Here is a 19104-nt window from a genome sequence, read left to right on the forward strand (position 1 = left end):
GCCGGGATGGAATCCGGATCATCAGGATGCTGCGGATGGGGGGCGAGAACCGCGTTGGGAACTCCTTCGAGGCGCGGACGTTCCGGGGGTCTAAGGGGGGCAGAGCCTCCCCTTGCCAGCCGCGATGTTCAACATCGCGTGTGCTGGCTCACACCCTAAAGAGCGTGAGCCAGCCCCTCGGCGGAGCCGCCGAACACGCCTCTCCGGGCACCGCCCGGAACAGCCTCGACCAGGCCGTCGCGGGCAAGCTCCTCAGCCTTGTCGTCGCCAGCCTCAAGGACGGGGAGGGCGACCGGCCCGGCTCCTGACTCCTCGGGACTGCGCCACGCTCTGCCGAGCGCCCGGTTTTCGGCCTACCCGTACCCCTCGGAGACCCGAGATCGTGCGTCAGCGGCGATCCTGTGGCCCGTAGATCCCCCGAACAGCCCCCGGATCGACCGGAAACAGGCTCTGAGCCCGTCGAGGCAAGGCAGACGGGACCGAATGGCCGCATCAGGCTCCGTTGCTCGCTCCCCGCCCTGCAAGATACTCGGCCCACTGCTCCATCAGGACCCGGCGGCGCTCGAAGAGGTCGGAGCGGGCGTACGCCGCCTCCACCTTGTTGCGGACCGCGTGCGCCAGCGCCGCCTCCATGACCGCGTGGGGCGCGTCGGTGCGCTCCGCCGCCCAGTCGCGGAAGCTCGAACGGAACCCGTGAGGCACGGCCGGGATCCCCAAGTCCCTGAACAGGGCGCTGAGGGGCGTGGGTTGCAGCTGCACTCCTCTCGCGGACGGGAACACCAACTCCGACCGGGGCGCGTTCGCCTTCGCCTCGGCCAGAACCTCCAGCGCCCGCCCCGACAGCGGCACCCGGTGCTCCCGGCGGCTCTTCATCCGCTCCGCCGGGATCGTCCACTCCCCGCCCTCGATGTCGATCTCCGCCCAGCGAGCCCCGCGCACCTCCCCGGACCGGCAAGCCGTCAGCGCCAGAAACTCAAGGGCCAGCTTTACCGATGCCCGCGCCCCGGATCTCCGGATCGTCTCGATGGCCCCGGCGACCTCCCCGTGGGGCAGCGCCTTGAGGTGCTTCTGGACATGGCCGGGCTTGGGCAGCGCCGCCCTGATCGCCTCGCCCGCCGGGTTGTCCACCCGGTAGCCCTGCGCGATCGCCCACTTCATTACCGTCCCGATCCGCTCCCGAATCCGCTTGGCCGTCGTGTGCTTTTCGGTCCAGATCGGCATCAGCACGCCCATGACGTCCGCCGACGTGATCCGGTCCACCCGCTTCCCTCCGATCCTCGGGTGCGCGTACATCCGGAGCGTCGAAGCCCACTGGACCGCGTGCTTGTCGGTCCACGTCGTCCGGTGCATGGCGAAGACCTTCGCCGCCGCCTGCTCGAAGGTGGGAACCGAGCGCCGCCGCGTCTTCCTCGGGTCGCCGCCCGCGCGGGCCACCTTGCGGTTGGCCAGCGCCGCGTCCCGCGCCTCGGCCAGCGTCACGAGGCGGACGGAACCAAGCCCCAGCTCCCGGCGCTTGCCGTGGATGAACAGCCGCTGAATCCACTGCTTGTACCCGGACGGCTTGACCCGGAGCACGAGGCCGTGCTCGTCCCAGTACAGGCCCGGTTGATGGACGCTTCGCACGAAGGCGGCGGTGAGTTTTCTGCCGTGTTTGCCCATCTGGTCACCCTTTCGCGATCACCCTGCTGATCACCCTTTCGGTACTGGAACGTACCGAACATCCTAACACGGCAGTATAACGTAAGTAATGCGATCACAACAACTTCAATTACCTTATCGGACTTCTCAAGATCACGCTGGATCACGCAATCGCGGAGCGATGCGCCGCCGTCCGGCGACGCCAGCTGTTTTCCGCCCTACCCGTCCTGCGTCACCGGCGTCTTGTGCGTCCCCCACTTCTCGAACCACTTGCGCAGGTATAGCTGCGTGCGCAGGAAGTTGGAGGGCCGCGAGCTGGTGCCGTGCCACTCCTCCTGGAAGCGGATCATGACGGTGGGCACGCCCACGTACTGCAGCGCCTGGTAGAACTCCTCGGTCTGCCCCATCGGGGTGCGCAGGTCCATCTCGCCGGTCAGGAGCATGGTCGGCGTGGTCACGTTGCCAACGTAGAAGATGGATGAGCGGTCGATCCACTCCGCCGGGTCCTCCCAGAAGGGCTTCTCGAATGTGCGCGTGTAGCTGATGGCGTCCGAGGTGCCCATCGCCGACATCCAGTTGACAATGGGGCAGTTGGCGGATGCCGCAGTGAAGCGGTCGGTGTTGCCCACGATGTAGCTGGTGAGGATGCCGCCGCCCGAGCAGCCGTAGACGAAGAGGTTGTCCTCGTCCACGTAGCCGCGCCCGAGCATCTCGTCGACGCCGGCCATCAGGTCCGGGAAGTCGGCCCCGGGATAGTCGTGGTTGATGGCGTTGGCGAACTCGGTGCCGTAGCCGGTGCTGCCGCGCGGGTTGGTGTAGAGCACCACGTAGTCGTTGGCGGCGTGCTCCTGGAAGGCGAAGTTGAAGCCGCCGTTGTACATGCTGTGCGGGCCCCCGTGGATGACCAGCATCATGGGGTAGATGCGGGACGCGTCGAAATCGGGCGGCTTCACGATCCATCCCTGGATGCGGAAATCATCCTCCGAGTCGTACCAGATCTCCTCGACTTCACCCAGCTCGACGTACGCCAGCACGTCCGCGTTCACGTCGGTGAGGCGCCGGATGTCGTCCGGGCTGTCTAGGCCGAAGCGGAAGACATCGCCCGGCTCGTGCGCGCTGGAAATGACCCCCACGCCCACACCGTCATCCGAGAACGACGACAGGCCGAAGAGGTGCGCGCCGGAGGTGAGCTGCGTCACCCCGCCATCGACCGAAACGAAGTGAAGCTGCCCGTAGCCGTCACGGCGCACGTTGAAGTAGAGACCGCTGCCGTCGGGTGCCCACATCATGCCTCCGACCTGCCGGTCGTAGTCCCCGGAGATCACGCGCGAGCCGGAGCCGTCCCGGTTCATCAGGTGGATCCTCTGGTTGCGGTAGGTATCCCGGTGGGCGTCGATGCCGGTGTAGGCGATGAGCGAGCCGTCGGGTGAAGGAACCGGACCCCCGTCGGGGCCACGTCTGTCGGTAAGCTGCCGGATGTCGCCACTCGTCACGGAAACCGCGTAGATCTCCGACTCCTGCCAGTGCTCGGGGCGGTCCCAGTCCTCTTCCCGATAGGAGGTGAAGTAGATGTCGCTGCCGTCCGGGCTCCACTGGATGCCGGAATGGTTCCAGTCCCCGTCGGTCAGTTGGCGCGCCGTGCCACCCTCGGCCGGGACGACGAAGACGTGGGTCCAGCCGGTGTCGACGTATCCCTGCCGGTCGCGCTTGTAGCCAGCCCGCTCCACCACCTTGGGCTCGCGCACCCACTGGGCGCCCTCCGGCCGGCGCGGAAGCTCGACGCCGGCGAAGTCGGCCCGGGCAGGCACCCGGCTGGTGAAGGCGATCCACTCCCCGTCGGGGGACCACTGCGGCCCCGACGGCCCGTTCTCGAGGCGCGTGATCTGGCTGACCGCGCCCTCGTCGTCCATCCAGCGGACGAAGAGCTGGGAGCCGCTGGGCTCGCCGCGCGCGGTGAAGAGGATGCGCGTGCCGTCGGGCGACCAGCGGGCGTTGCTGCCGTCGAGGAGATGCCGGGCACGGGACCCGTCGGCGTTCATGATCCACAGCGACGACTCCCGGCGGTCGCCCTGCTTGTCGACCCAGCCCCGCGTGTAGACGATGCGCTCTCCGTCAGGGGAGATGCGCGGATCGGACACGCTCTCCATGTCGAGGTAGTGTGTGAGCGAGAGCCGCTCCTGGGCTGCCGCGGGCGCGGTGGCGGACAGGACGGCGATAGCTGCCAGGGCGACTGCAATCCGGGTGATGGTGCGTGAACGTCTCATCAGATGCTCCTCCACTTCCGTTTTACTCACTTCGTTGCATCGGAATACTCATCATGTTGACCGATTCGCATTCCAGGTAACTCATCTCGCATTCCTGCTCTGTCAGTTATATCACCCCGGCCGGGGCAGCCGCCGAGGTTTCTGCTCCGACTCCCCGTGGATGATCAGCTCGCGTTTCGGATACGGGATCTCGACCCCCGCTTCGGCAAAGGCGGCGACCGCCTTCCCGGTGATCTCGTCGGCGATGCGGCGGCGGTTGCGGGCCTCGAGGATCCACACGCGCAACTGGATCTGGACATCGGAGGGTCCGAAGCCGCGCACGATCACGATAGGCTCCGGCTCCAGCTTCACCCCCTGCACCTGCTTCGCGGTCGCGATCAGCAGGACCTTGGCGCGTTCGATGTCGGACTCGTACGCCACGGAGAAGGGAATGCGCAGGCGAATATCTTCGCCCGACATGGTGTAGTTGATGATGTCGCGCACCATGATCAGGCTGTTGGGCACGATGATCACCAGGTTGTCCGGGTTGCGGATCTTGGTGGCGCGCAGGCCGATCTCGATCACGTCGCCCCAGGTGCCGGTCTCGTTGGGCGCGCTCCAGAGCTCTATGCGATCGCCCACCTTGAAGGGGCGGTCCATGATGAGCAGCACGCCGGCGATCAGGTTCGACAGCGTGTCCTTGGCCGCGAGAGAGAGGGCCAGCCCCATGACCCCGGCGCCGGCCAGCAGCGGGGCGATGTTCAGTCCCAGCAAATCCAGCGCCAGCACGACCCCGAGGGCCAGCACCAGGAACCGAACGGTGCGGTTGATGAGGGGAAACGCCGTCTCGTCGAGCGTCGTCTCTCCGGTTGCCAGCACCCGGCCCTCTACCAGGTCGAGCACATCGCCGATGAAGCGGCTGAGCGGAAGAAAGAGGAGCCCGACCCAGATGGCCAGAACCCAGTTGGCGACCAGCGGCGGCGTCCCGGCCTGATTCGGAATCGACCAGATGATGACAAGTCGCCACACGGCCCAGGCGACGATCGAGAACAGTCCCGCGCGGAGCAGGAACTCCACCAGGTAGTCGTCGAGCCGGGTGTCGGTGCGCGTCACCCAGCGCTTCTTGGCGCGGCCCAGGATCCCCCGTACCACGAAATAGCCCACGGTTGCGAGTACGACCGCGAGCCCGCTGGGCGTCCAGCGCGGAGCCGCGTATTCAAGGGCCGTCCTCCACAGTTCGCCGATTTGGGTGAACTCGATATTGAAACCCAGGAATTCCAAGCCCGCCTCGCTGAGTGGGGTTGCACAGGATGATTGAGACGCCGGAAGGCCTAGCCTAATCGTTTGGTCGCTCGTATATCAACCGAATCGACGGATCGCGTCCCGGTCGTCCGCTCCGCTCGTAGCTCGAATCGCGGAACATAACCGGCAACCCCGGGCGGGACACCGCCGTCATGGGACTCCTCCTCCGGAGAACTCGCCGATGAAGGTGCACGCTGTCGGGTCCGGGCCTTCGCTCCACGCCATCCGGTTCGTTCCGTGGATCCGGGCGCTCCGGTTCGTACCTCTCATGGCCCTCCTGCCTGCGGCCTGCACGGCGGGCGGGGGGCCGGCCGACGTCCTCATCCTCGGGGGCTCGGTGCTGGACGGATCGGGGGGCGAGGCGATGACGGCCGACGTGGCGGTGGCCGGTGACCGGATCCACTTCGTGGGGGATGCCGCGAGCGCTGGGATCACGGCGCTGGACACGGTCGACGCGCGCGGGCTGGTGGTCGCGCCCGGTTTCATCGACATGCATTCGCACGCCGAGCTCGAAGCCGATCACGGGCGGGACGCGCGCGCCTTCCTCTTCCAGGGCATCACGACCGTCGCGCTCGGGCTGGACGGGGGCGGGTCGGCGCACGTGGCGGACCGGCTGGCCCGGTGGACCGAGGACGGAATCGGGGTGAACGCCTTTCTCTCCGTGGGCCACAACTGGGTGCGACGGCAGGTGCTGGGGATGGCGGACCGCGCGCCCACCGGGGCCGAGCTGGACGAGATGCGCGCCCTGGTGCGCAAGGGCATGGAGGAAGGGGCTTACGGACTCTCCTCCGGGCTCTTCTACCTGCCCGGCAACTACGCCGAGACCGAGGAGGTGATCGAGCTGAACCGGGTCGCCGCCGAGTACCCGGGGGCGATCTACGACACCCACGACCGCGATCTCGGCGCCTCCTATCCGTCCTTCGGCTACCTGAAGTCGATCGAGGAGGGCATCCGCATCGGCGAAGAGGCGGGCACCAAGGTCATTTTCAGCCATTTCAACGCCCAGGGGGCCCACAACTACGGCCGGGCGCCGGAGGGAGCGGCGCTGATCGAAGCTGCGCGGGCGCGCGGGGTCCAGGTGGCCGGAGCGCATCACTCCTATACTGCGACCCAGTCCAACCTGCGCTCGTACACGATCCCGAGCTGGTTCGTGGCGGGGGGCGACACGGCGATGCTGCGGCGCTTCGACGACCCGGACACGGTCCAGGTGATCGACCGCCAGACGCTCGAGATGCTCAGCATCCGGGGCGGGGCCAACCGCCTTCTGTTCGCCGACCGGCGGCCGGAGCTGAACGGCAGGACGCTCCAGGAGGTGGCCGACGAGTTGCGGATGGAGCCCTCGGCCGCGGCCCGGCATGTCCTGCGCGACGGGAACGCCGCGGTGATGAACCTCGGGCTCTACGACATCGAGAACGTGCGCTATCTGGCGCAGCTCGACTGGATGATGACGTGCACGGACGGGCGCGACCCGGGCCCGGCCCGGCCCATCACCCACCCGCGCGCCTTCGGGTCGTTCTCGAAGAAGATCCGCGAGCTGGTGCTGGACGAAGGACTCATCACGCTGCCCTTCGCGGTGCGCTCCATGACCGGGCTGGCGGCCGACTTTCTCGAATGGCCCGAGCGGGGCTATCTGCGCGAGGGATACTTCGCCGACATCACCGTGCTGGAGCTGGATGCGGTGCGCGACATGGCCACCTACGAGGATCCGCACCAGTACTCGGAAGGCACCGTGCATGTGCTTGTGAACGGAGGATTCGCCATCCGGAACCGGGAGGCCACGATGGCGCTGGCGGGACGCGCGCTGGTGCGCGGCGGGGCGGCCTTCCAGGCGGGGACGCCGTAATGCGCGCACGGGAACGTTCGCGAACGGATTCCGGGCGTCGGCGCGGGAGAAGCCGGCTTCGTGGCTGCTGAACTCGAGGGGCGCGAAGTCCTCGCGTCGCGGGAGGGAGCGCTGCTTACGCTCACCCTCAATCGCCCCCACCGGCTGAACGCGGTGAACCTGCCGCTCTACGAGAAGCTGGTCGCGGAGCTGGAAGATGCGGAGCGGGACGCTGCCCTTCGCTGCGTTGTTCTCACAGGCAGCGGGCGGGCGTTCTGTGCCGGCGCCGACCTTAAGGCGCACGCCGAGACCCCGATGACCGGGGAGGACCGGGAGCGCTATGTGCGCACCGCCCAGCGCGCCAACCATCTGATGCAGACGATGGGCACGCCGGTTGTTGCGGCCGTCAACGGGCACGCCATCGGGGCGGGGCTCGAGCTGGCCTTGTCCGCGGACTTCGCCATCGTCGCCGAGGAGGCGAAGCTGCGGCTGCCCGAGATCGCGCTCGGCACCTTCCTGGGCGGGGGCGTCGTGTACACGCTGGCCGAGCGGGTCGGGGTGCTCAAGGCGCGCGAACTCGTCTACTTGGGGGATTTCTTCTCCGGAGCGGAGGCGGCCTGCATGGGGGTGGTCAACCGCGCTCTGCCGGCGGAGGAGGTAGTGCCCGCGGCCCGGGAGCTGGCGACGCGTCTGGCACGCCGCGCGCCGATTCCACTCGCGGAGGCCAAGCGCCTCATCGGGCCGGCGGGCAACCTGTCGCGCGAGCAGGCGCTGGCGCGCGAGCGAGCCGCGCTGGAGGAGATCTTCCGGACGGATGACTGGGCGGAGGGGGTGGCGGCGTTCCGGGAAGGGCGGGCTCCCGATTATCGGGGTCGATAGTCGCCGGCCGGCCAGCTGCTTGCGGACCATCGTCTCACGGATTCTGAAATGACCCTCCGGCGCATCTTCGAGCCCGCTTCGATCGCGGTGGTGGGGGCCAGCGCCAATCCCACGAAGAGGGGCTACCAGATCCTGCGCGGGCTGGCGAAGTCGGGCTATCCGGGGCCGGTCTACGCGGTGAATCCGCGCGGCGGACGACTGTTGGGACACGTGCTGCTCACATCCGTGGAGGCGCTGCCGGCCGGGGTGGATCTGGCCGTGCTGTGCACCCCCGCCCGGATGGCGCCCGCGCTCGTGCGCGCCTGCGGGGAGCGGGGCGTCGGGGGGGTGGTGGTGCTGGCGGTGGGCTTCGGCGAGTCGGGAAGCCGGGGCACGGAACTGGAGGCCCGCCTGGGCGAGGCGGCGCATGCGCACGGCGTTCGGGTGATCGGTCCGAACACCTCCGGGATGATGAACCTGCACCAGGCAGTAAACCTGATCGGCGTGCGCGGTGTGCGGGCCGGCGGGATCGCGCTGCTGGTGCAGTCGGGCAACATCGCGCTGGGGCTCATGAACGAGATCGGCGCGCGCACACGGGAGGGGGTTTCCGTCTGCTGCGGGCTCGGCAACCAGGTCGACGTCGGGTTCGACGAGGTGCTCGAGTACCTGGGTGAAGACGCGCACACCAAGGCGGTGATCGCGCATGTGGAGGGGTTCACGGACGCGCGCGCCTTCCTGCGGGCCGCCGCCCGGGTCACGCCCCGCAAGCCCGTGGTGGTGATCAAGTCGGGGCGGACGGCGGTGGGGGCCAGGGCGGCCCTTTCGCACACCGGGGCGGTGGCGGGTCCGTACGACCGGTTGCGCGCGGGACTGGCGCAGGCCGGAGTGACCGAGGTGCGCCGCACCGACCAGCTGGTGGCCGTCGCGCATGCACTGGCGTCGCAGCCCGCCGCGCCGCCCGGGAGCGGGATCGCCATCCTCTCGGACGGCGGCGGGCAGAACACCCTGGCGGTAGACTCGATCACCGAGTCGAGGGCGCGGCTGGCGACCCTTGCGCACGAGACCCGGGACCGGCTGACGGAGGTGCTGGGCCCGGCCGCCGCGGTGGCCAACCCGGTAGACGTGGCGGGAGCGGCGGACACCGACCCGGGTGCGTTCGCGCGCGCCCTGGATGTGCTCGCCCCCGACCCGGCGGTCGGGATCGTTCTGGTGGTGGGGCTCTTCGGGGGCTACGGCATCCGCTTCTCCGATACCCTCACCGCCTCCGAGACCGAGGCCGCCCGGGCGATGGCGGCCAGGATGCGCGCCCTCGGCAAGGTCATGGTCGTGCACTCCATGTACACGACCCACGACAGCCCGCCCCTGGAGGCCTTCGTCGACGCCGGCATTCCCGTGATCGAGTCGCTGGAAGCGGCGTGCCGCGCCGCGGTCGAGCTCGAGCGCAGATCGCGGCGGGCGCGCGCGCACCGCTGGGATCCCGAAGGCCATCTTGGGGGGATCGGCCCGATCTCGCCCCATCTCGCGATCCGCGCAGCCCGCGAGGAAGGGCGCATCACCCTGATCGAGGTGGAGGCGCGCGCCCTGCTGGAGGCGGCGGGACTGGCCTTCCCGGCCGCCGAGGTCGCCGATTCGGGACACGCAGCGGCCCGGGCGGCCGAGCGCCTCGGGTGCCCTGTGGCGGTCAAGCTCCTCTCCCGCCGGATCACCCACAAGTCGGACGCCGGCGGGGTGGTGCTCGACGTGGCGGATGGCGCCGCCGCCGCCCGCGCCTTCGAGGCCATCGTCTCAAATGCACATGCCCATGCCCGCGCCGAAGGCCTGCCTCCTGAAGCCTGGTCCGTACTGGTCACCCCGATGCTGCCCGCACCCACGGCCGAACTGCTCATTGGGGCGTACCGCGACCCCCAGCTCGGTCCCATGCTGACCGTAGGCATCGGCGGCACCCGGGTGGAGGTACTGCGCGATGTCACCCACCGGGTGCTTCCCATCCAGCCCCGTGACGTGGAGATGATGATCGGGGAACTGCGCGCCCGTCCTCTGCTTGACGGTACCCGGGGCCATCCACGCGTCTGCCTCGCCGGAATCATCCAGGCCGCCGAGTCCGTAGCCCGCTGCATCATGGAGTGGAGCGACGTCGCCGAAGTCGAAGTCAATCCCCTGTTCGCCTACGCCGACCGCGCCGTGCCAGCCGACGCGCGCGTGGTCCTGTCCCCTCCGTGACGACGCCCATCCATCGAGTCCGGAGATGTCCCGCACTCCCGGGCCAACGTTGCAAGCCCGCGAGCCGGACCCCCATCTTGCCATCTGTCGAAGTGCACGCCCCACCCTCACCCTGGAGGCATCCATGAACAAGAACTTCCTCATGGCCACGATCGCGGGCGGCATTACCCTGTGGGTACTGGGGTTCGTCATCTACGGCGTGCTGCTGGCGGACTTCTTCGCCAACGACGCGATCAACCCCGAGCCCATCATGTGGGCGGTGACGCTGGGTCAGCTCCTTTCCGCGGCGTTCCTCACTATCATCCTCGGATGGAAGGGCGTCGCCAACGCGAAGGAGGGCTTTCAGGCCGGAGCGATCATCGGGGCCGTGATGGGCCTTGCCTTCGGCCTGATGATGTATGGGACGATGGTGGGCATGCACACGATGGCCACCCTCCTCGGCGATACCGTGGTCTCGCTGGTCGTCTACGGGGTCGGCGGCGCGGTGATCGCGATGGTGCTCAACCGCGGAGGCGCCGAAGCCTGATCCGGGCTCCGGCAGCATAGTCGCCCGAAGTCCCTCCAGGGGCGGATTGATGCCATTATCGGCCGAACACCACCGACAGGCGCCTATGCAGCTCGTCCCGCACCTCCCGGAAGGCCTCCAGTTGCTCCTGCGGGCTCCCGGTAGCCGCCGCCGGGTCGGGCAGGCCCCAGTGCACCCGGTGCGTGTCCCCGAGCCAGACCGGACACACCTCCTCGGCGCACAGCGTGACCACGGCGTCCACCGGACGCGCCACCTCGTCCACGCCCTTCGAGTAGTGACCCGAGATGTCGATTCCGACCTCGGCCAGTGCCGCCACCGCCTGCGGCCGCACCGACGCCAGCACCGAGCCCGCGGAAGAGACCCTGACGCCGGCGGGCGCAAGATCACGCGCGATCCCTTCGGCCATCTGACTGCGCGCCGAGTTGGCTACGCAGAGGAAGAGGATGTGCCGGAATCCCGGTTCGCGCAGCGCGTCGGCATCCGAGCGCCAGCTCTCGCCGAGCCCCGTCATCCGCTCCGTTTCCTCCTGTCCCGACCGGGATCGTGGAAGTAGGATTGCAAATCCCATGAGACACGATACCGACCGGCCGGTTCGCCCCGCCACACCCATCCTCCTGGCAGCCCACGGACTGCTGGGCTTGCTGGCCGCCTGCACTCCGCCCCCGGAAGCGCCGTCCACAGACGGCGAAGCCACCGTGCAGACGGCCCTCCACGACTTCCGCGTCGAGGAAGTCGCCGACGGCCTGGTCCGCCCCTTTGCCATGGCCTTCACGCCTGAGGGCGATCTGCTGGTGACGGAGCGTCCGGGCCGGCTGCGCATCATCCGAAACGGAGAGCTGCTGCCCGACTCCGTGGACGGATTGCCGGAGATACGCGCCCTGGGACGCGGAGCGCGATCCATGGACGGGTTCGAGCAGGCCGGGCTGCGCGACGTCGTTCTCCATCCGGACTTCGGCGCGAACCGCCTCATCTACCTCAGCTACACCAGGCCCGGGCCCGATTCACTGGGCAACATAGCGATCGCGCGCGGCCGATTCGCCGACGACAGGGTGACCGAGGTCGAGGAGCTGTTTCACGCCGACGCCCCGGGAAACGGAACCGACCGCAGCTCGATGTGGGGAGGACGACTCGCGTTCGACGGCGACGGGTACCTCTTCATGACGCTGGGAGACCGGCAGTGGCCTTCCGTGGGCGACCTGACGGCGCATCCCGCGCAGGACCTCTCGAATCACAACGGGACCACGATCCGGATTCACGACGACGGCCGGATCCCCGCCGACAACCCGTTCCTGGGCGTGGAGGGTGCGCGCCCGGAGATCTGGACCTACGGCCACCGCAACGCCCAGGGGATGGCCATCGACCCCGAGACCGGCGACCTGTGGCAGAACGAGCACGGCCCGCAGGGCGGAGACGAGCTCAACCTGATCGAGTCCGGCCGCAACTACGGCTGGCCCGTTGTCGGCTACGGCGTCCACTATCGGAGCGGCCTCCGGATCCACGCGGGCACACAGCACGAGGACATGCAGGCGCCGGCACACGTCTGGGTGCCCTCGATCGGCGTATCGGGGATGCTCTTCTACACGGGCGGAGCGTTCCCCGAATGGCGCGGCGACGCCCTGGTGGGCGGACTGCGCGGCCAGCGCCTGGTCCGGCTGCGCCTCGATCAGCGTCGGGTGGTCCGCGAGGAAACGCTGCTTCAGGACATCGGCCGCATCCGCGATGTTCGCCAGGGCCCCGACGGGCTGATCTACCTGGCCATCGACGGCACCACCCGCGACATCGATGGCCCGCCCACGAGGATCGTCCGAATGGTGCCGGCGGGCCGGCGGTAGGGGCGCGCCGGGCGGGGGCCTTCAGCCGATTCGACTCAGGAGCCCGCCGGATCCGGGATCCGCGCCACGATCACGCGCACGTCGAAGTCGTGGGCCCCGACCTCGACGAGGAATGTCGCGCTCGCACCTCTTTCCGCCGCACGGAAGTCGTGGAAGCGCACGCCGCTTCCGGTCAGTTCACCGCGGAAGGGGCGGCCTACCGAGAAATCCGCCCACAGCACCGCCGTGTCGTCGGACGATCCGGTTCGCGTCACCGGCCAGGGATAGTGCCCGGGCGCGTTCAGGGAGGGAGCGAACTCCCCGACCTCCGGAAAGTCATAGGAAGAGAAGCGCGGTACGCCGTCCGCCAGGCGGTCCTCGGCCCCCGCCACCGACATGGCCACCGCGTGTTGGGTCAGCAGATCCCCGAAGGACAGACCGCTGACGCTCTCGATGCCCGAAAGGCCGGGGGCGGTGAGGGAGTCGTTAAGCGCCGTGACGAACGCCTCGTCGCCGGCGGGCGAGCTTCCGGCCGCGCCGAACCAGTCTCGCAGAAAGCGATGATAGTGCCAGCCGCTCCCGTACACGTTGCCCCGGTCCCTGGGCTGGAACGTGACCGCGTTGGGACGATCGGTGAACCAGGCGAAGGCGGATGCGGTGCGGCCGATCAGGTTGACGATCCCGTACACTTCCGGATACGACCCGTTGATCCCCGCCTCGAGCTCCTCGCCGGTCACCCGGGCGTGCACCGCCGGTCCCCCGGCGGCCTCCCAGGCGAGGCGGGAACTCATCTCCTTGGCGATCTCCGCCGTGCCCTCTTCGATCCAGGTCGGATGAAAGTCGGGAGACGTCCCGGCCGCTACGCCGAGCGAATGCCGTACCCGCTTGTAGAGCGAGCTGACGTGCTTGACTTCGTGGACGAGCCCGCCAAAGGCCCAGTAACGCTCGCTGTCGAGCTGAGCGAAGGCGGCGGCACTCATGCGCACCAGTTCCATTTCGTTGGACGAGGCGCATTCCTCGCGGGGGAGGGTATGGTCTCCTCCCCATACGAACGCACGGATGCCGTTGAGCAATGGGTCCACCACCACGACGACCCGGCCATCGCCGTTGACGTCGCTCGTGCCGCCGAAGTAGCGCTCGATCACGGGGGCTCCGTAGTCCGCGTAGTAGGCGATGATCCGGTCGGCGTTGGCCCTGGAGATGCCTGCCTCTTCGCCTGCGTCTTCGTAGACGGCAATGTGGCGGTTCTGAGTGACCAGGCGGGCCTCGAGGGTGGTGTAGGTATCGCAGCGGTCCCATGGTTCGGCCGTCGGATTGTACAGACGGAACGTGCGTGTCGACGGGATCCGCCCTGCATCAGCGGCCACCGTTCCACCGACCCAGGGTGAGCGGTCGGGCAGGATCTCCAGACGACCATCCACCGACAGGCGCGAGAAGAGCTCGTCTTCCTGCCGTCGTATCTCTCGATGGAGCGCCGCGTTGGCGCGCTCGATCTCCTGGATCTCCTGCAGTTCACGGGCGGAGATGGCCTGACGGAGCGCGCGCGAGGCCGAGGCCCGGGGAGCGATCGGTGCCCGCGCCGGTGCCGCGACGGCAGCGGCCCCACTGTCCGCGGCATCCGGCTCGACGTGCAGCGCCACCGGCATGATGGCGGCGCTCCCGCCATCGGTTCCCGCCAGCGTAACCCGGTAGTACGCGCCTGCCCGGGGCGCGCGCACGTAGAAGCCGCATCCACGCATCGCGTCCTCTTCCAGAATCCGCACTTCCCCCAGCTCCAATCCGAGTGGAGCATCGCACGCGCGCAACGTGAACTCGCGAACCGCTTCCCCGCCCTCCGAATCGGCGAGCCGCACCTCGAGCACGACGGTGGCCGTATCCTCCGGAACGCCGCTAATGGTCCCGCGGGGATCGAACGCAAGGCCCGCGGGCAGGCTGCCACCCTCCCCGAGGCTCCACGCATACCCCTCGGTGGAGCCGCCCCTGGCGCGCAGGCGGACGAAGTAGGGGAGCGTAAGCCGCGCCCGCGAAAGGGAGTCGGTCTCTATGGTCAGGGGCAGCCGCTCCCCTGTGGCCCGGAACTGCGCAGTCACGCTCCCCGCGCTGGCGGCCAGCGTGTGCGCGGTGGCCGTGCCCAACGTCCAGGTGGTCTGGGCGAGGCCGGCGGGGTTGGTGACGGCCGACGCGGGCATCACGGAACCGCCGCCCGAAGTGACCGCGAACCGCACCTGAACCAGCCCGGCCGGATGTCCGTTGGCATCCGTCACGCGCACCACGGCCGCGACCGGCAGCGCCTCGCCGATGAAGCCCGCCTGGAGGTCGCCGGCCACCTTTTCGACTGCCTGCGGCTCCTGGGCCACCGTCACCTGGATTCTCGAGTTGAGCGTTCCGGAGGCGGCGGTCACGGTCGCTGTCCCCGCAGCGACCGCCGTGGCCACCCCGGTGCCGAAGTCGACCATGACGGTCCCGGGCCGGTCGCTCGTCCACGCCACCCGCTGGCCGGACACCGGATCGCCGTAGTGGTCGACCACCTCCGCCTGCAGTTGCCGGGTCTGGCCGATGGCGGTCAGCGTCAGGTCGGCGGGGGACACGACCAGGGTGGCGGGGATTCCGGGCGGCGGCCCCGCCGGCTCGTCGCTGCAGGAAAGCAGCACGGCCACGCAAAGACACGCGCGAAGCGGGCTTGGCAGCAAGATGGGAAGTTGCGTCAGGACTCGATGGGGCATGGACCTAAGATAGGGAAACCCACGGTTCGGGCACGTTCGCGCGATGCGCTCGCAACCGCGCCGCTACCCAGCCAGCACCGCCCCGCCGTTGACGTTCAGGATCTCGCCGGTGACGTGCCGGCCCAGCTCGGAGCAGAGGAAGACCACCGGGCCCGCCACGTCCTCTGCGGTCGCGATGCGCCCGATGGGGATGGCGGCGGCGATCCGCTCCCGACCGCCGTTCCGGAAGGCGGTAGCCGACATCTCCGTGTCCACCCAGCCCGGCGCGACGCAGTTGACCGTGATGCCCCGGGGCGCGAGTTCGATGCAGAAGCTCTTCACGAACGAGCCCATCGCGCCCTTGGCCGCGGCGTAGTCGGCGTGATACGCCTCACCCCGCTGCCCGGCCGTGCTGCCGATCAGCACGAGCCGGCCGTCAGCCCGCAGCAAGCGCGCGGCGCTCCGGCAGGTGTAGAACACAGAGTGCAGGTCGGCCGCCATGGTCTCGTGCCAGCGCTCGTCGCTGATCTCCGCCACCGGAGTATCGGCAGTCGGCCAGATCCCGTGGTTGCCGACAAAGATGTCGAGGCCGTCGAATTCGCGCGCCGCCCTCGCGAACAGCGCATCGGCAGCTTCCCGCCGGGACAGGTCGCCCGCCGCCGTCCAGGCCGCCACGCCGTGACCCCGCACTTCCGCGGCAACCGCCTCCGCCTCGTCGCGGCGGCTGCGGTACGCGATGCCCACGGACGCCCCGGCCCGCGCCAGCTGCAGCGCGACCGCCTTTCCGACGCCGCGGGATGCGCCTGTGACCAGGGCGTTCCGCCCACGCAGATCGATCAGATCGTTCATCAGAGTCCCAGCCTTCAGTGCAGGTCTCGCGATTTCACCACGGGCTCCACCCGTCGGACGGCCGCATTGGGCGTTACTCCCACCGATAGCCGAATCGAAGGTAATAGAACCCGCCGTTCGACCCGAACGGCGAATTGGGACCGTATCGATTGCCCGAAAAGACGGCGTTGGCGTTCTCCTGCGGATAGTGGTTGAGGGCGTTCTGCCCCCCGACCGTCACGGTCGCCGCTTCACTCAACGAATACGACGCCTCCAGGTCGACGAGATGATTGCCGCCGTAGGACGTATCATCTCTCGAATCGAACCAGCCGGCGTAGTAGCTGAGCCGCGCCAGCAGGCGCACGCCGCCGAGGGCATGCTTGCCGGTCACCAGCCAGCGGTATCTCGGGAGGCCTTCCTGCAACTGCCTGATGCGGGTGTCGTTCACCACATCGGGATCGTACCGGGTGACGCGCGTATCGGTGTGATTGAAGGCCAGGCTGAGCTCCGTATCGCTGGACGAGGGAGGCGCCCAGGTCGCAACGATGTCGATCCCATGCGTGCGGGTCTGGAAGTCGTTGGTGAAGAAACGGAAGTTCTGCAGATTGGTCGCGCTCGAGATGCCTTCCGCGACAAGCTGGGTCTTCTGGACGTCGGTCAACTCGAACGACTGGGTGAGCGCCAGGCGGTCGGAGACGCGCACGTGGAAGTAGTCCGCGGTAAGCTGAAAGGCACCCACCCCGACTACCGCACCCAGCGCCAGGTTGCGCGACTTCTCCGCGTCCAGCGGCTCCCCGCCGTTCAGCTGGGCGACCCGCGAAGTCGAGGGGATGGTGCCGTTGTTTACCAGGTCGCGCAGCTCGCGGTTGAACTGGGTCGACACGTTGAAGGCGTTCTGCTGGCCGGGGGTCGGAGCCCGGAAGCCGGTGCTCAGGCTGCCGCGCAGCGCAAACCCCTCCGCGAGCGCGTAGCGGGCGGCGAGCTTTCCGTTCAGGGTGGCGCCGAAGTCCTCGAAGTTCTCGAAGCGGAGCGCTCCCCCGAGGTTCCAGCGGCCATCCGCCGGATCGAGCACTTCAGCGTCGCCATAGAACGCGAAGTTGATGCGGTGCCAGCCCCCGGCCGCGATCGTGCTGAAGCCGGGAAAACCGTTGGACCCCGCGCTGAACCCCTGGGGCGCGTAGGGCCCGATGACCCAGGACTCGTCCTGGCCCAGGCCGATGGTGAAGTGCTCGTCGCGCCATTCTGCGCCGGCGGCGAGGTTGACCATGTCGCTTGCGGCGTATCCCAGATCGACGTTGACGCCGACTTCCTCCTGCCGGTACAGGCCGGGGTCGAATTCGTCGGGCGTGTCGGGGCCCAGCGAGGCGTTGACGGTGTTGAAGATGAAGAAGTCCACCTCGTTGGCACCGTAGCTGGCGCTGGCGTCCCAAAGCAGCCCGTCCGCGGTCTGGCCCTTCACCCCGGCGACCACGGAGGCGTCGGTGACGTCGGCTCCGAACTGGGGCGTGAACCCGCCGGGGAACCTCTTCTGGAAGGTGAAGCAGTTCGGGTCGGCCATGACCCGGGCGAGTGCGGCCTGGTCGGGCAACCCGTCGTTCACCCGGACGGTGGGACATCCCGCCGACCCGTCCAGCACTCCGTCCTTGGCGTCGAGCACATCTCCGATGAGAAGAGTCTCGCCCCCGTCGATGCTGAAGACGGCCGCGCGCGTGTTGGGGTTGCGGAAGAAAAAGCCGCCGGTGACCCGTTCGCCGGCGTAGTTGGCGTGCCCGTACAACTGCGTGCCGCCGCGCAGCAGGTGGCCGAAGTTGCCCCACAGCTTGAAGTCGTCCTCGATCTTCGGGGAACCCCAGATCTGCGCGGGATCGCGGACGTGCGTGTTTCCCACCGACGTCAGCAGAGCGGCGTCCGAGCGCTGCACGCTGCGGCTGGTCGCGTCCGCGCTCCCGTACTCCGCGCTCAGGTTCGCGAACCCGAACGCGCCGACCGGCAGCCCGATGTTGCCGGACACGGTGTACGACTCGCCCCCGCCGTCCGCGAATCCTCCCCCCCGCATCTCGATCCCGCCGCCCGAACGATCGTTCCTGAGCTGGAAGTTCATGACTCCGGCGATGGCGTCAGAGCCGTATTGTGCCGAGGCTCCGTCGCGGAGGACCTCGGCCTGGCGCAGCGCGATGGCCGGGATGCTGGACAGGTCCGGTCCCTGGGCGCCGTCGGAAACCCCGTTGCCGATCCACAGGATGGCCGCCGCGCGGTGGCGCCGCTTTCCGTTGACCAGCACGAGCGTGTGGTCGGGCGCCAGCCCGCGCAGGTTGGCCGGGCGGACGATCTTGGCCGCGTCGCCAGTGGCCTGCGGGTTGATGTTGTAGGAAGGCACCACGGTCCGCAGCAGGTCGGCCACGTCGGTGTCGCCCTGGTCGACGAAGTCCGAGGGCGGGATGGCGTCGATGGGCACCATGGACTCGGTGACCGTGCGAGGCCGTGCCCGGGTGCCGATGGCGACCACCCCCTCCAGGGCGATGGCCTCCTGTGCCAGCACCATGTCCAGCCGGGTCGTCACGGCGTCGGTGACCACCACTTCGCGACGCTCCGTGTGGTAGCCGATGAGCCGGATCTCCACCGCCCGGGTGCCCGCCGGGATGCCCGCGATCCGGTAGTGGCCCTCCGCGTCGGTGATGCCCCCGGTCCCGAGTTCCGGCAGCGAGATCTGGACGCCGGCAAGGGACCGCCCGGTGGCCACGTCGCGCACCTGTCCTTCCAGCGCACCCTGCGCCGACAGTGCTTCCGCGGGCCCGAGGAGGAGGGCGGAGACCTGGAGAAAATGCTTCAAGATTCGCCTGCTCATGGGGCGAGGCTCCCTTCTTCCGATGTAAGGTGCGGACACGTTGTCGCTGAAGCGGAAACGGGTCCAGGCATCGTTGCTGTCACAAGCTCACGTCCAGCGTCACGGAGTGGTTACTTGCGCGAACCCCCGGGGGATCCCATTGTGACGGATTGCTTTGCCTGTTTGTCCCTGCCGTCCAGTGTCGCGGGGCCTCCTTCCCGCGATGGCGGGAGAGCCTACCCCGACCGCCCGGCGCCGTTGTTCCCGCCAGCCGTATCCCCTTCCGAGGAGTTGCCATCGACTGACTCGGTACCGAACCAACCAGCGGCC

13 protein-coding genes are annotated in these 19104 nt (G+C 68.8%); 6 read left to right on the plus strand and 7 right to left on the minus strand.

Features of this window, described 5'->3' with window-relative positions; all coding sequences use genetic code 11:
* The first annotated feature begins 164 nt into the window (after positions 1-164).
* Positions 165-308, plus strand: a complete 144-nt coding sequence (locus OXU32_10085) for a hypothetical protein (GenBank protein ID MDE0074295.1) — start codon at positions 165-167, stop codon at positions 306-308.
* Positions 309-492: 184 nt separating this feature from the next.
* Here the strand turns inward: OXU32_10085 and OXU32_10090 are convergent, their stop codons facing one another.
* From OXU32_10090 to OXU32_10100, 3 genes are all read right to left on the minus strand, one after another.
* Positions 493-1659, minus strand: a complete 1167-nt coding sequence (locus OXU32_10090; protein ID MDE0074296.1) for a tyrosine-type recombinase/integrase — start codon at positions 1657-1659, stop codon at positions 493-495.
* A 197-nt stretch (positions 1660-1856) separates the two neighbouring features.
* Positions 1857-3902 (minus strand): S9 family peptidase, encoded by a 2046-nt coding sequence (locus OXU32_10095; GenBank protein MDE0074297.1) that lies wholly within the window; start codon positions 3900-3902, stop codon positions 1857-1859.
* A gap of 111 nt (positions 3903-4013) precedes the next feature.
* On the minus strand, positions 4014-5162 hold the full coding sequence (locus tag OXU32_10100; GenBank protein MDE0074298.1) for a mechanosensitive ion channel family protein: 1149 nt from the start codon (positions 5160-5162) through the stop codon (positions 4014-4016).
* A 202-nt stretch (positions 5163-5364) separates the two neighbouring features.
* On the opposite strand from OXU32_10100, the gene OXU32_10105 reads away from it, so the two are divergent.
* From OXU32_10105 to OXU32_10120, 4 genes are all read left to right on the plus strand, one after another.
* A complete protein-coding gene (locus OXU32_10105) occupies positions 5365-7026 on the plus strand; it encodes an amidohydrolase family protein (protein MDE0074299.1) in 1662 nt (553 codons plus the stop codon).
* 60 nt (positions 7027-7086) lie between these two features.
* Positions 7087-7884: an enoyl-CoA hydratase-related protein gene (locus OXU32_10110; GenBank protein MDE0074300.1), complete on the plus strand. Its 798-nt coding sequence runs from the start codon at positions 7087-7089 to the stop codon at positions 7882-7884.
* Positions 7885-7932: 48 nt separating this feature from the next.
* Positions 7933-10083, plus strand: coding sequence for an acetate--CoA ligase family protein (locus OXU32_10115; GenBank protein ID MDE0074301.1), 2151 nt, complete (start codon positions 7933-7935; stop codon positions 10081-10083).
* Positions 10084-10207: 124 nt separating this feature from the next.
* Positions 10208-10609, plus strand: coding sequence for a hypothetical protein (locus OXU32_10120; GenBank protein ID MDE0074302.1), 402 nt, complete (start codon positions 10208-10210; stop codon positions 10607-10609).
* 55 nt (positions 10610-10664) lie between these two features.
* On the opposite strand, the gene OXU32_10125 is transcribed toward OXU32_10120, so the two are convergent.
* A complete protein-coding gene (locus OXU32_10125; protein MDE0074303.1) occupies positions 10665-11120 on the minus strand; it encodes an arsenate reductase ArsC in 456 nt (151 codons plus the stop codon).
* Between the two features lie 55 nt (positions 11121-11175).
* Between OXU32_10125 and OXU32_10130 the strand changes: the two genes are divergently transcribed.
* A complete protein-coding gene (locus OXU32_10130; protein ID MDE0074304.1) occupies positions 11176-12441 on the plus strand; it encodes a PQQ-dependent sugar dehydrogenase in 1266 nt (421 codons plus the stop codon).
* Positions 12442-12476: 35 nt separating this feature from the next.
* Here OXU32_10130 and OXU32_10135 read toward each other — a convergent pair whose 3' ends face one another.
* The 3 genes from OXU32_10135 to OXU32_10145 form a co-directional block, all read right to left on the minus strand.
* Positions 12477-15077 (minus strand): Ig-like domain-containing protein, encoded by a 2601-nt coding sequence (locus OXU32_10135; GenBank protein MDE0074305.1) that lies wholly within the window; start codon positions 15075-15077, stop codon positions 12477-12479.
* 129 nt (positions 15078-15206) lie between these two features.
* Positions 15207-15971, minus strand: a complete 765-nt coding sequence (locus OXU32_10140) for an SDR family NAD(P)-dependent oxidoreductase (protein ID MDE0074306.1) — start codon at positions 15969-15971, stop codon at positions 15207-15209.
* A gap of 73 nt (positions 15972-16044) precedes the next feature.
* Positions 16045-18795: a TonB-dependent receptor gene (locus tag OXU32_10145; protein ID MDE0074307.1), complete on the minus strand. Its 2751-nt coding sequence runs from the start codon at positions 18793-18795 to the stop codon at positions 16045-16047.
* Positions 18796-19104 lie beyond the last annotated feature (309 nt).

This window comes from Gammaproteobacteria bacterium, assembly GCA_028819075.1.
In the GTDB taxonomy this organism is placed as follows: domain Bacteria; phylum Gemmatimonadota; class Gemmatimonadetes; order Longimicrobiales; family Gaopeijiaceae; genus BD2-11.